Here is a 14,083-nt window from a genome sequence, read left to right as displayed (position 1 = left end):
TCCACCTCTAACTAAATTCATCTAAAAATAGTTTTAACTTTTCAACTTCTAATTGACCTGGTGCAGAAGCTAAGCCAGGTAAATGTCCATAAGTCATGCAAGAGCCATCTAAATAGCCAGCCACTCGCGATAGCTTTCCAAGATTTCCTTGTGATACACTCACAATCGGTAAGTTTACAAAGGTTTGTGCCTTTAACGTCGTTCTCATTAATCGAATCACATCGGATTGATTTTGCGGAACTACTACAAGTTTGGCAATGTCTGCCCCCCAATGTTCCATCATATTTAAACGGAATAATAAAACCGCATCTTCCGGTGTTTCAGAATAATTATGATCACTTAGAATTACTTTTACATCTAATGCTTGCATCCAGCGAATAAAGGTTGTTCCCAACGTATCTACGTGGGTTAACTCAATGTCCGCCACATCAATGGACCGAGAAGTCACTGCAAATTCATTAATTCTGCGATACTCACTTAATGGCAGATCTGCCTGTCCACCCTCTTCAACAGTTCGCAAATTAAAAATCAACGGAATGTTGCGCAGCTCTTCTCTTAAAGCCAATAATGTCAACAATAATTCTTCATCATCTTGCAGATTTTTATAATAATCTGCCCGCCACTCAACTATATCTCCATTGACTTTTGCTTGACTAGCCTGTGACATAATTTCATCAAATGTTTCACCAATAATTGGTACACAAATTTTTGGTTTTCCTGCATCCAATCGCATATCTCTTATTTGAACAGCCATCATCTTACTCATTCCCCACGATCATTTTTTATTTTTTAATTTCGTAAAATAGTACTTTTAAATAATTGCTTTCTTCAAACGCCGCTACTGGAAAATCTTGAGGCAAACGAAACGTTTCTTTTAGTTGGTAGGTTACACCCTGTTCGTCCAAACTCTTTTCAATACTTTGTCGAAATTTCTTTAATGTTAAATTTGACGCATTAGTGGAAGCAATAATTTGCCCTTTTGGATTTAATATTTCTAAGCTTTCAGCAATCAAGCGGCCATAATCTTTTGTCACTGAAAATGTCTTCTTTTTATTTCTAGCAAAACTTGGTGGGTCTAAGATGATTAAATCATAACTAAAACCTTTTCTTTTAGCATACTTAAAATATTCAAAAGTATCCATCACTACTATTTTTTGCTTTTCCAAAGAAATTTGATTCACTTCAAACTGTTCTCTGGTTTTATCTAAACTGCGTTTAGCTAAATCAACACTGGTTGTTCCTGCTGCCCCGCCAACAGCTGCTGCAACAGAAAAAGCACCGGTGTAGCTAAACATATTTAAGACTTTTTTTTCTTTTGCAAGTCCTGAAGCCAAACGTTTGCGAACTTCTTTTTGATCAAGAAAAATTCCTGTCATATATCCCTCATCTAAGTAAGTAGCATAATTAATACCATTTTCTTTAACTAGCCAAGGTTCTGCAGGTTTCTCTCCGATGTACCAATTACTTTCCGGTAAATCCGATTGAAAACGAATTTTTTCGACAATGCCAAGATTATCTGATAAGACTTCCGAAATTGTTAGCAATAATTCTTCTTTCAAGGCATAAATCGTTTCGTTATACCACGATATCACTAAATAACCGGCATAATAATCGATAGTGATACCACCAAAGCCATCACCTTCACCATTAAATAAACGAAAGGCTGTCGTTTCATTGTTTTGAAAAAATTTCTTTCGCTTAGTAACTGCTGTCTGAAATAACTCATGTAAGAACGTTTTATTAATTTTCAAAGCTTCGTAACTAATTAACCAGCCGATTCCTTTGTTTTGTTTTCCTAAATAGCCTGTACCTAAAATCTCTCCTCTTTCGTCTAAAAAAGTCAGATATTCTTTAGGTATATCGCTTATTTTTGTTTGCAAATCTTCAGGTTGAATCAGTGGATTTTTCTTTCTAATTTTTTGACTCGCCTTTTTTGTTAATTGTATTTTCAAATTTGTTTCCCTCGTTTCTTTTCAAGTATAACAAAATATTTAAGTGAATACGCTTATAAAGTTTTTTTTAAGTCGGCTTTAGATCAACTTAAATTAGATTGACGACATTATAAAATCCATGTAAACTCTAGGGAAGTGCTTTAAATGAAAAATTTAAACAAACCTTTTATTAGGAAGGAAGTTAACTTTGAGAAAATTTAAAATTTCATCAATCTTAAATAAGCGATTAGGTTTCTTTGGTCTATTAACCTTATTACTATGGGCCAAAAGTATATTTGCTTATCTATTTGAATTCAATTTGGGGATTGAAAGCTTAATGCAATATTTCATCCTCTTTATCAATCCATTTGCAACAACAATGTTTCTATTGTCGATTGCATTATATGTTAGACGGCCTAAAGCAGCCTATCGAACGATGATCGTTATCTATGCTTTAGCAACTCTGCTTTTGTTTTCAAATGTTGTCTACTATCGCGAATTTACTGATTTTATCACTATTAACACAATGCTAGGTGCTGGTAAAGTAGCTAGCGGACTTGGCGAAAGTGCCATAAGACTTTTCCGTCCTTATGATTTCATCTTCATGATTGATATTTTAATCCTTCCAATTCTTTTATGGAAGAAAATAATTAAAGAAGAAGAAAGACCAGTGAGAGCTAGAATGGCATTAGCCGTAACTGCCTTATCAGTTATGATCTTTTCTGGAAACTTATTTTTAGCTGAAGCTGACCGAACTGGTTTACTAACTAGAACCTTCTCACGGGATTATTTAGTTAAGTATTTAGGAATTAATGCTTTTACAGTTTATGATGGCGTTCAAACTTACCGTACTAATCAGGTAAAAGCAGAAGCCAGTGCCAACGATTTAACAGACGTTGAAGCTTACGTAAACGAACATTATGCAGCACCAAATGCTGACTATTATGGACTTGCTGATGGACGGAATGTCATTACTATCCATTTAGAAAGCTTCCAACAATTCTTAATTGATTATAAATTAAAAGATGAAAATGGTGTGGAACACGAAGTAACGCCGTTTATCAACAGTATCTACCATGAAAATAGTACTTTCAGTTTTGATAATTTCTTCCACCAAGTAAAGGCTGGGAAAACATCTGATGCCGAAACTTTGATGGAAACTTCATTATTTGGTTTAAATCAAGGATCATTATTTACTCAACTTGGTAGTGAAAATACTTTCCAAGCTGCGCCAAGCATTTTAAATCAAACAAAAGGTTACACTTCAGCGGCTTTCCACGGAAACTCAGGGAACTTCTGGAATCGAACAGAAACTTATAAAAATTTAGGCTATGATTACTTCTTTGACTCATCTTATTATGATGTCAACGATGATAACTCATTCCAGTATGGTTTACATGATAAACCTTTCTTTAATCAATCTGTTCAATATTTAGAACATTTACAACAACCATTCTATTCTAAGTTTATTGCTGTTACAAACCACTATCCATATAGCCAGTTAACTGGTGATGAAGCTGGTTTCCCAATGGCGAACACAAGTGATGAAACAATTAATGGCTACTTTGCAACAGCGAATTATTTAGATAAAGCAGTTGAAGAGTTCTTCACTTACTTAAAAGAAACTGGTTTATACGATAACTCAATTATTGTAATGTACGGTGATCACTATGGTATTTCTGAATCCCGTAATCCTGATTTAGCTGAGTTAGTCGGAAAAACTTCTGACACTTGGACGAATTATGACAATGCACAAATGCAAAGAGTCCCATACATGATTCATGTTCCTGGCCAAACAAATGGTGGAATTAATCATACTTATGGTGGTGAAGTTGATGCTTTACCAACCTTACTTCACTTATTGGGCGTTGACACAAGCAAATATATTCAAATGGGTCAAGATTTATTATCTCCTGAAAATGATCAACTAGTTGCTTTCCGTAACGGTGATTATATGACACCAGAATATACAAGTTATAGTGGCAGTGTTTATTCCAATTCAAATGGCCAAATGATTTTAGAGCCAGATGATGAGCTGCAACAACAGTTAGATACATGGGAACTTGCTGTCGACAAACAACTATCTACCTCCGATGATATTAATAATGGTGACCTTTTACGATTCTACACAGAAAGTGGATTGGAACCAATTGATTCATCCCAATATAATTATAAAGATAGCGTCAGCAAAATGGAGCAAATCGAATCAGACTTAGGTGCTGAATCGACTAGCATCTTCTCAAAAAATGGTGGTAAGACGACACAAAGTTTGTACAGCACGAAAACTTTCCAACAATATCAACAAGAAAATGGCTCCAGCGAAACATCTGATAACGCTGAAGAATAGATCTGTAAACTACTCAATTTCGATTGGGTAGTTTTTTTTACGCCTTTTTTTCTTATCAGCTTCATACTTCTTTCAAACTATTCTTTTATACTATTTTGTGAGGTGAAAAGTATGAGCTATCTTAACAATGTTGTATCTACGATAAAAAACCGTAAAGCAGAGGCCTCAATTCTTTTTCTAACTACCTTAACCTTACTGTTTTTACTAACCAGCGTCTTAATTATGAAATTAATCTTGAATCAAATTGATCAAGCTAGCAATGTTCAATTATTTACAGCTAATGAATTATCAGAAATTCAAACCTTTTATTCCTTTTGGTTTTTTGTTTTCATTTTGTTAGGAAGCTTATTATTAGTGATGATTTTCAGTATAAAATTATTAAAATCCCATCAAAAAAAGATGGATATGAGACTTTCAATATATACGACCGGGATTGAATTAATTTTCTGCATTCTTGCTGCTGCCCTGGCATTAACAACTTTATTCGCTTTATTTGAACCATTTTATGAAAAAATTCTACAAAATATTTATCAATATGGTTTGACTCAGTTTCATGATTTGCCAACATACGTACTTAGTAATGGAACAAGCGGCATTGCTTACTCAATAGATAACTCTCTTTCTTATAGTCTTTCTTCAGTTACTTTGTTAAACCTTTTTTTTAAATCCCTCGGTAAGACAGTTGGAATATTATTGCTTTTTCTTTTGTTGCTCATTTCCGTTTATTCTTTTATCAATTACCAAAGAAAAAAGATAAAAGTTCGCTAATCACGAACATTTATCTTTTTTTTTGTTCTATTATTCAAATATTCCTTGAACTACCTCTAGTCCTTGCATATACTTTTAAAGTATTCGTTACTTAAACGATGCAATTATATAAAAGGAGCGTTTCATATAAATGGAAAAACTGTTTAAACTCAAGGAAAATGGTACAACTGTTTCCACTGAATTAATGGCGGGCGTTACTACATTCTTTGCGATGAGCTATATTTTATTTGTTAATCCAAGCATACTATCTTCAGCTGGTATGCCGTTTCAAGCAGTCTTTTTAGCAACAATTATTGCTTCAGTCATCGGAACTTTAGTCATGGGGTTATTTGCAAATGTTCCTTACGCGCAAGCACCAGGTATGGGCTTGAATGCTTTCTTCACTTACACAGTTGTCGCTGGTCTTGGTTATAGTTGGCAAGAAGCTTTGGCGATGGTTTTTATTTGTGGACTTATTAATATTTTAATTACTGTAACAAAAATTCGTAAAATGATTATTCGCGCTATTCCTGAAAGTATGCAACAAGCTATTGGCGGAGGAATTGGTATTTTTGTTGCCTACGTTGGTTTAAAAAATGCTGGGTTATTAGCCTTTTCTGCTACCGGAGCAGATGTAACAAGCAGCATCGTTACGGATAACCAAATTCAAAGTGTAGCAATGGGATCAGGTGTTGTTCCAGCTTTAGCTAACTTCAACAATGCACCCGTATTATTAGCGGTTTTAGGATTATTTATCACCATCATCTTAGTAATCAAAAAAGTTCGTGGCGCTATTTTAATTGGAATTATATTAACTACTTTATTAGGTATTCCTATGGGCGTTGTTCAATTTAGCAGCATCGATTGGCAAGCAAATTCCTTAAGTAGCTCAATTGGCGCATTAGGAACTACTTTTGGTGCAGCTTTTGGTGCAGAAGGACTTGGCTCACTATTTTCCGACAGTAGTAAATTGCCACAAGTTCTAATGACTATTTTGGCTTTCAGTTTATCTGATACTTTTGATACAATCGGAACCTTTATTGGTACTGGGCGTCGCACAGGTATCTTTTCTAAAGAAGATGAAATGGCCATTGAAAATGCAAATACCTTAGGCTTTAAAACAAAAATGGATAAAGCATTATTCGCTGATGCAATTGCAACTTCAATCGGAGCAATCTTTGGGACATCTAATACAACAACTTATGTGGAATCAGCTGCCGGAATTGGTGCTGGTGGTCGAACAGGTTTAACTTCAGTTTTTGTAGCCATTCTATTTGCGCTAAGTAGTTTACTATCTCCAGTTATTGCTGTTGTACCCGCACAAGCTACCTCGTCCGCTTTAATTATTGTTGGTGTGATGATGTTGGCTTCATTTGCTGATATTAACTGGCTAGATTTAGAAGAAGCCATTCCAGCTTTCTTCGCAAGTATTTTTATGGGGTTATGTTATAGTATCTCTTACGGAATCGCAGCAGGCTTCATAACTTATACATTAATCAAAGTTATCAATTCTAAAAGTAAAGAAATTTCACCTGTTTTATGGGTGGTAGATGCATTGTTCATCGCAAACTTTGCAATTTTAGCTTTATTATAAGAAAAAAGGTTCGTAAGAAAATTATCTTACGAGCCTTTTTTAGTCATTATTTATTTCTTCATCTGGAAAACTTATAGTAAAGGTTGTTCCTTCGTTTAACGTACTTTCTACATCAACTGTCCCATTATGCAAACGAACTAGCTCTTGAACAATCGACAAACCCAAGCCAGATTCCCCATACTTAGTATTTTTCCTCGATGGATCAACTTTGTAATAACGATCCCAAATATTTTTTACTTGTTCTTCATTCATGCCAATTCCTGTATCAGCGATTTTTACAATCGTTTGCTTGTCTTTTTTGAACACGCTGACCCTGATTTCACCATCTTGAGTAAACTGAATCGCATTTTGCATAATGTTCACCATAACTTGAACAAAACGATCATAATCAGCGTAGATCGTAACAGGTTCTTGTGTTTCTAAAATCAATTGATCTCCTGCGGCTGCAGCTTTTTGTTCCAATTGTGTAACTAAGGTGCTCAACGTTTCTGTTGCATCGAATTTTTTAATTATAATACTGATTTGATTGGTTCGGATTTTTTCATAATCCAAGTTTTCGTTAACCAAACGAATCAATCGAGCTGTCTCATTTTGCATTAGACTAATAGCTTTTGCCTTTTGATCTTCAGGGATAGCGTCATATTGCAATCCTTCCAACAGACCATTGATTGTGGTCAAAGGCGTTCGCATTTCATGAGAAGCATCCGCCATAAACTGTCGCCGTCGTTCCTCTTGCCTTTCAATTTCTTCATTTGATTCTTTTAAAGATTCCGTCATTGAATTAAAATCACTCGCCAAATCGTCAAACTCATCTTTCCCATGATCTGGAATTTGGATATCAAAGTTCCCTTTAGCAATTTCATCAGTAGCCGATCGAATACTCTTAATTCTTTTTAACTGTCGTGTAGCAAAGAAATAACTCACTATAATTGCTAAAATCGAAGCAATAATGAAACCTTTGAACAAATTACTGCGAATTGCGTTGATACTATTTTCAACATTAGTCGCTGGCTGACTAATTACTAATACTCCATAAAAACCACTTCCCTTTTTATTAAAGGAAACCATCGCATATGAAGTTGTCTGTGATTCGCCATACTCATTGTTTTCAGTGGTCATTTTTTGGCTTTCACCATTTTTTAACGCCTGCCATTGCTTACTGGAAATCAATTTGTCAGAAATTGTACTGGAACTTAATGGATACTTAATCTTACCGTTGGTATCGTAAAAAACTAAAGAAACACCTTCTTGATCTAATGTTTGCTCCGTTAAGCTTAAAGCAGCTAAAAATTGTTCATCGTCGGTCAAACTGGAGAATTGAGACTCTTCACTTAGTTTTCGGCTCATCTGGTCAACTGCCTCCGCGTAACGAGCCAACTGATTGTAATTATCTTGTTCCAGAGTTTGACGAGTAAACTGCGTGAAAGAAAAGCCTAATGTAATGACCATCAATAAGATAACTCCCGCAAAAGCCAATAACTGTTGGTAAAGATACTTCATTAGGCTACTCCAGAATCATCAAATTTGTAGCCCACTCCCCAAACAGTTTGAATTACTTGCGGGCCTACCTTTTCAATCTTCTGGCGCAATTTTTTAATATGGGCATCCACCGTCCGTTCATCACCAAAATATTGATAATCCCAAACCAATTCTAATAGTTGCTCACGAGTGAAAACTTGCCGTGGTTTTTTTGCCATCGTATACAATAAATCAAATTCTTTTGGCGTCAGACCTTCCACCGGTTTATCTTCTAGATAAGCTTCCCGCGTTTTTAAATTCATTTTGAAGTGATCTGTCTGAATATCAAAAGAATTGTCAGATTGTTTTGCATCATCTTCTCCCTCAGAACCTAATTCACTGCGGCGGTGTAAAGCCTTAATCCGTGCAATCAAAGTCAACGGTGAAAATGGTTTTGTCACATAATCATCAGCACCCATTTCTAAACCGATCACTTGGTCACTCTCGGAATCTCTCGCAGTCAACATAATAATAGGCACACTACTAGAGACTTTACGAATCTCACGACCGATTTCCATTCCATCCATTGTTGGTAAATTTAGATCCAAAGTAATCATGTCCCATTTTTCAGGATCAGTTAGAAAAGTATCCAGACCTTCCTTACCATCATATTTGAAAGTTGCTTCCCAGCCTTCATTTAAGAAAAACATTTGCATCATTTCTGAAACTGATTCATTATCTTCAATCATTAATATATTCATTTTTAATTCCTCACTTATCAAATTTTTACTTTTATAACCTTAGTATACTCTAAAAGCCGTTTATCAGCTATAAACTACTGAATTGTTTCGATAAGTATTTGGATTTTCTTCATGATTTGGTAGAATATAAGAAGAAAATGAGAAGGAGTGTCCAATATGTATCAAGCCATTGCTTTTTTTGATTTAGACGGTACTTTATTAAATGATCAATCAGAAGTTACACCTGAAATTAGCCAAACAATGCTTCGCTTAAAAGAAAATAATATCTTACCAATTATTTCTACAGGTCGTTGTGAATTTGAAATACAGGCGATTAAAAAGGCCGCTCATATCGATGCTAGTATTACAATGAATGGTATGTATGGAATTTATGAAAATGATACGATATTTTCCAATAAAATTGACATCGCAACTTGTCAAAAAATGTTAGATTTCACACGCAAACTCAAACATGAAGTGGCCTTTTACTCTCATGAAACAATGTTCATTTCTGGCGTCAATCAATTGGTCAAAGACTCCTACCAATATTTTAACAATGTGGTTCCCCCCATTAAAACAGATGCTTTCTTAGAATATGAAACCAACATGCTTTTAGTATTGACTGATGAATTAGATGAACTTTATCATGAAGCTTTTGCCGATGAGTTAACTTTTTTCAGAAATGGACCCAAATGTATTGATGTTGTAAATAAGGGTATTTCAAAAGGAACCGCGATTGATGAAGTGAAAAACTTCCTACAACAAGATATCCCGACTTTTACCTTTGGTGACGGCTTAAATGATTTGCCTATGTTTGAATCTTCCAATTATCAAATTGCCATGGGAAATGCACTACCTGAAGTCAAATCAGCCGCTAGTTTTATTTCCACTAAGAATACCGAGCACGGAATTATCAATGGTCTTAAACATTACGACTTGATTTAGTATTTAGATTGTACTTTTTTTATTGTAGTGATATAATAACTATTGCACTAAATTTGTCTTATCGGGGACGTTAAGGATTCGACAGGCATTGTTTGAGCTTGAGTTGCGCTTCGTAGGTTACGGCTACGTTAAAACGTTACAGTTAAATATAACTGCAAAAGATAACAACAATTCTTACGCTTTAGCTGCCTAAAAACAGTTAGCGTAGATCCTCCCGGTATCGCCCATGTGCTCGGGTAAGGGTCCTATTCTAAGTGGGATACGTTTTAACTTTCCGTCTGTAAGTTGAAAAAGAGATCATCAGACTAGCAAAGTTTGCGGCCTGTTATACGGCAGAAAACTAAGCGAATTTTAAATGGTATAACTATGAGCGTAGAGTCTTAAGTGGCAAAATGTTTGGACGCGGGTTCAACTCCCGCCGTCTCCATCTGTAGTTTTTCTAAGAGTTAAAACCTTGATTTAATAGGTTTTAGCTCTTTTTTTCTTAAATTTTACTGATTTGATACAAAAGGAAACCAGTACGCCAAATATCTTTGGAATATGAAGTTAAAAACTTCTACTATATTGAAATATGTACAAGGTGCCACCGATACAAGTCCTGGCAGAACTACTCCATATGTTCAAGAAAGTCTACACATATCAATTCTAACAAGTCCACCCTTGTTTTAAAGCAAGAATAAAAGTACCTCTTCCAGTGTTTGCACGATCAAATATTTTTTATATGGTTATTTCCTCATAACTTTACTTGCTATATCTAGTATCTTCCATATTAATAAAATAAAGCATCAATGAAATAGCTTTATCTTTCGATAACTCTATTTCTTCTCTTTAAGAATTTCCAATTCAACTCTTGCAAACCAATTTCATAATGTTTAGGATAAAATGCTTTTACATCCCAAATTATTGGAGAATAAACATTGCTCTAAAGATACTAAAAAGCCCAAAAATCGCTCCTAAAATAGCTTCGATTTTTGGACTTAGTATGATTGACGCAACTTTAATCGAAATAAATCATTAAAGAAGTGAATACCAACATAATCATTATAGCTAGTAACGTTGCAATTAAATCCATTAAGTCAGGAGATAATACATCGTAAGTGGGTAATCTTTTTTCAATCAATGAAGTTCTGATACCTTTTATTGAATGAAATTGATATACCTGCTTCAATTAATGAAGAGACATACACTTCAAATCTCAGTGTTGACCAACCATTAAAAGTTCAGTATGAACAAGAGTTAGATATTAAAAATCATGGTTATGGGCATCTAATCTAAGATTTGTCTTGAACTAGATTTTCTTCCATTGACACTGTAAAATGCTACCAGAAAAATCGCCTGTTTCTTTATGTGGATGTAATGAAATTTTTGATATTCTCATTTCACCTAAACGTTATTTAATGATATTTACATGGTGCTTGATATGTTCTTCAATAAAGGTTGCTATCATAAAGTAGCTATGGTCATACTCTTTTTCAATCTGGTAGGTTACACAAGTATGCGATTTTTTTGCCCCTGCTAAAAATGCTGCCTCATTCAATTGGATTTCATAAAAGTTATCTTTTGATCCTTGAGTAATCAGGATTGGAGAATTTTTAAATCCCGTTTTCTCAACTAATTTAGCTGCATCCCAGTTCTCCCAATTGCTTTGATCTGATCCCAAATAATTTTCAAAGGCTTTTTGTCCCCACGGTACATTCATGGGATTAGAAATTGGTGCAAAAGCTGAGATGGCTTGAAAGCGCTCAGGATTTTTAAGTCCAATCACTAAAGCGCCGTGTCCTCCCATGGAATGACCCATAATACTTTCTTGTCCTGAAAAATTCGGAACAAGACTATAGACAATCTCTGGTAATTCTTTAGTTAAGTAGTCATACATCTGATAGTGCCGTTTCCATGGCTCCTGTGTCGCATTAAGATAAAAACTAGCCCCTTGCCCTAAGTCCCAATCAGGGCTGTCTTCTTCGATTTTCCTCGGAGAAGTGTCAGGCATCACAAAAGCCACCCCATTTTCTGAGGCATACTTTTGAAATCCACTTTTTTGGCTAAAATTATCATCTGTACAAGTTAATCCCGCTAAAAACCAGATTAACGGTACAGCTTTCTGTTCTTCAGTTTTTTTTGGGATAAATAAGCTAAAAGTCATTTCACACTGCAAAATAGCAGATTCATGACTGTATTTTATTTGTTGTCCTCCAAAAGACTGATGTTGCTCTAATATTTTTAGACCTATTTGCTTATTCTCCATAGGTCAACATTGTCCGAATAGATTCTCCACGATGAAGTAAGTCTAATGATTGATTGATTTGAGAAAAGTTTAAATGATGGGTAATAAATGAATCTAGGTCAATCTCACCTTGCATAAAGTCTTCTACCATGCCAGGTAATTGCGTCCGTCCCTTGACCCCTCCAAAGGCTGAACCTTTCCAAACACGTCCCGTCACCAATTGGAATGGACGAGTATGAATTTCTTTACCTGCTCCTGCAACACCAATAATAATACTTTCTCCCCAACCTTTATGGCAAGCTTCTAAAGCAGAACGCATGACTTCAACATTACCGATACATTCAAAACTATAGTCTACGCCGCCGTTAGTCATCTCAACAAGAACTTCTTGAATCGGACGATTGTAATCAGCTGGATTAACAAAATCAGTTGCGCCCATTTTTTTCGCTAATTCCCACTTATCAGGATTCATGTCAATTGCAATGATTCTTTTAGCATTGGCTTTCTTTAAGCCTTGGATGACTGCTAAACCAATTGCTCCAAGTCCAAAAACTGCTGTGACTGCATCTTCTTCAACAGCTGCAGTATTTTTTACGGCCCCTAAACCAGTTGTCACGCCACAGCCAAGTAAACCCACTTTATCTAAAGGAGCTGCTTCATCAATTTTTACTAAATTGATTTCGTTGACTACTGTGTATTCGCTGAAAGTACTCGTTCCCATGTAATGATAAATTGGTTCTCCGTTGTAAGAAAATCTTGTGGTTCCATCAGGCATTAACCCTTTGCCTTGGGTTTCACGAACGGCTGAACATAGATTGGTTTTCCCAGATAAGCAAAATTCACATTCACCACATTCTGGTGTATATAAAGGAATAACGTGATCGCCAACTTTTACTGAGGTTACTTCGTCGCCAACTTTTACAACTACTCCCGCGCCTTCATGTCCTAAGACAACTGGAAAAACGCCTTCAGGATCATCACCTGATAAGGTAAAAGCATCTGTGTGACAAACAGACGTATACAAAATTTTAACCATGACTTCTTTTGCTTTTGGATCTGCTACATCAATTTCGACGATTTCAAGCGATTGCCCTGGGCTAAATGCTACTGCTGCTCTACTTTTCATTTATACTACCAACTTTCTTTTTTTTTAAATTTATTACTTATAGTTCGTAACAGTTAACAAGGTTGTATCTATTACTTAGATTACTATATCATCTCAAAAAGTCATTACAATACTGCTTTTTTTATCAGTATCTAATTTTTCTCGCCTATATCAACGTTTTAGTTCATTATTATTTTTTTTAATCTCAATTTAAGTACAAATTATTGTTTCATACTGATAAATTATTCAGTATTAATAAATTCAAATAATTAGATTTGCATGTGTAAATAAGCGGTAAATTATGCCATGAAAGACTTCTTGTTTTAATAAATCGAAGAAATTTCCCATCATCGATTTATCTAAACAGTTTTTTTTCGTGACATGCTTTGAAAAATATTGTGTTCTTTTAGTTTGTAACCCTAAGCTTTCATTTGATAGGTTCAATCTTGATCTGTGTGAAAAATGCGTGATAAAGACAGTCATTAGTTTTCTGGATTCTTTTCCCTAATCCTTCCATGACATCGTTGGCATTTTTTTTTTAGAAATACGCTAAGAAATAATTTCGTTATTATACATATCCATAAATGTTTCTAAATAGTAATTTTTTTAAGTATATTTCCTTTATTATCTGTTTCAAAATACTTAAATTCAGTCGTATCTATCGTAATTTTTTGATGACAAACACTAGTATAAAAATGACGATGCAGGCGATTTTTTCCGATTGGACCAATAGTTCCACGATAAGAAAGGTAAAAATAAGTGATTTTATAAAAATATATTATGATTCTTCTCATATTCGATTACTCATATAGCATAGATTAGGATAAAAAACTGTAAAATTGATCAATTATTAGCTATATTTTCTACTAAGATTAAGTATTAAGAACTATTCTCCAAAAAAAGACTCTCCAACTTTTGTAGTGACCCCAAATAGTTAGACTTTTTTGGAGTGGAGAAATCCACTCCTTTTTTCTTTGTTTTTACTGCTATTA

10 protein-coding genes, 1 other RNA gene and 1 pseudogene are annotated in these 14,083 nt (G+C 34.8%); 5 read left to right on the top strand and 7 right to left on the bottom strand.

Translation table 11 applies throughout. The features are described 5' to 3' along the window. Positions 1–7: 7 nt before the first annotated feature. Entirely contained in the window at positions 8–754 is a 747-nt protein-coding gene (gene aroD, locus KUA55_RS17420; RefSeq protein ID WP_246601601.1) for a type I 3-dehydroquinate dehydratase, read from the bottom strand. 28 nt (positions 755–782) lie between these two features. Then, a complete protein-coding gene (locus KUA55_RS17415) occupies positions 783–1,952 on the bottom strand; it encodes a class I SAM-dependent rRNA methyltransferase (RefSeq protein ID WP_218327652.1) in 1,170 nt (389 codons plus the stop codon). Positions 1,953–2,139: 187 nt separating this feature from the next. Here KUA55_RS17415 and KUA55_RS17410 point away from each other — a divergent pair, with 187 nt between their 5' ends. From KUA55_RS17410 to KUA55_RS17400, 3 genes are all read left to right on the top strand, one after another. After that, the gene (locus KUA55_RS17410; protein ID WP_218327651.1) at positions 2,140–4,278 is read left to right on the top strand and encodes an LTA synthase family protein; all 2,139 of its coding nucleotides are present in this window, start codon (positions 2,140–2,142) and stop codon (positions 4,276–4,278) included. A 222-nt stretch (positions 4,279–4,500) separates the two neighbouring features. Continuing rightward, on the top strand, positions 4,501–5,046 hold the full coding sequence (locus KUA55_RS17405; protein WP_218327650.1) for a hypothetical protein: 546 nt from the start codon (positions 4,501–4,503) through the stop codon (positions 5,044–5,046). Positions 5,047–5,176: 130 nt separating this feature from the next. After that, entirely contained in the window at positions 5,177–6,619 is a 1,443-nt protein-coding gene (locus tag KUA55_RS17400; protein WP_218327649.1) for an NCS2 family permease, read from the top strand. Positions 6,620–6,658: 39 nt separating this feature from the next. Here KUA55_RS17400 and KUA55_RS17395 read toward each other — a convergent pair whose 3' ends face one another. After that, complete coding sequence (locus KUA55_RS17395) at positions 6,659–8,119, bottom strand: sensor histidine kinase (protein ID WP_218327648.1); 1,461 nt, start codon at positions 8,117–8,119, stop codon at positions 6,659–6,661. Then, positions 8,119–8,838, bottom strand: a complete 720-nt coding sequence (locus KUA55_RS17390) for a response regulator transcription factor (protein WP_218327647.1) — start codon at positions 8,836–8,838, stop codon at positions 8,119–8,121. The genes KUA55_RS17395 and KUA55_RS17390 overlap by 1 nt, the downstream gene beginning before the upstream one ends. A gap of 156 nt (positions 8,839–8,994) precedes the next feature. Here KUA55_RS17390 and KUA55_RS17385 point away from each other — a divergent pair, with 156 nt between their 5' ends. Together KUA55_RS17385 and ssrA are read left to right on the top strand one after the other, a co-directional pair. Continuing rightward, the gene (locus tag KUA55_RS17385) at positions 8,995–9,762 is read left to right on the top strand and encodes a Cof-type HAD-IIB family hydrolase (protein ID WP_218327646.1); all 768 of its coding nucleotides are present in this window, start codon (positions 8,995–8,997) and stop codon (positions 9,760–9,762) included. Positions 9,763–9,825: 63 nt separating this feature from the next. Beyond that, positions 9,826–10,192, top strand: a transfer-messenger RNA (tmRNA) gene (ssrA, locus tag KUA55_RS17380). Between the two features lie 960 nt (positions 10,193–11,152). Here the strand turns inward: ssrA and fghA are convergent. From fghA to KUA55_RS18455, 3 genes and pseudogenes are all read right to left on the bottom strand, one after another. Next, a complete protein-coding gene (gene fghA, locus KUA55_RS17375; protein WP_218327677.1) occupies positions 11,153–11,992 on the bottom strand; it encodes an S-formylglutathione hydrolase in 840 nt (279 codons plus the stop codon). A gap of 4 nt (positions 11,993–11,996) precedes the next feature. Beyond that, positions 11,997–13,112, bottom strand: a complete 1,116-nt coding sequence (locus tag KUA55_RS17370; RefSeq protein ID WP_218327645.1) for an S-(hydroxymethyl)glutathione dehydrogenase/class III alcohol dehydrogenase — start codon at positions 13,110–13,112, stop codon at positions 11,997–11,999. A 264-nt stretch (positions 13,113–13,376) separates the two neighbouring features. Beyond that, positions 13,377–13,843, bottom strand: a pseudogene (locus tag KUA55_RS18455) (DDE-type integrase/transposase/recombinase); the annotation flags it as partial. Between the last annotated feature and the right edge of the window lie 240 nt (positions 13,844–14,083).

Source organism: Enterococcus alishanensis, from assembly GCF_019218635.1.
Classification (GTDB): domain Bacteria; phylum Bacillota; class Bacilli; order Lactobacillales; family Enterococcaceae; genus Enterococcus_A; species Enterococcus_A alishanensis.
The sequence above is the reverse complement of the archived record's forward strand: the minus strand, read 5'-3'. Positions and strand labels throughout refer to the sequence as shown.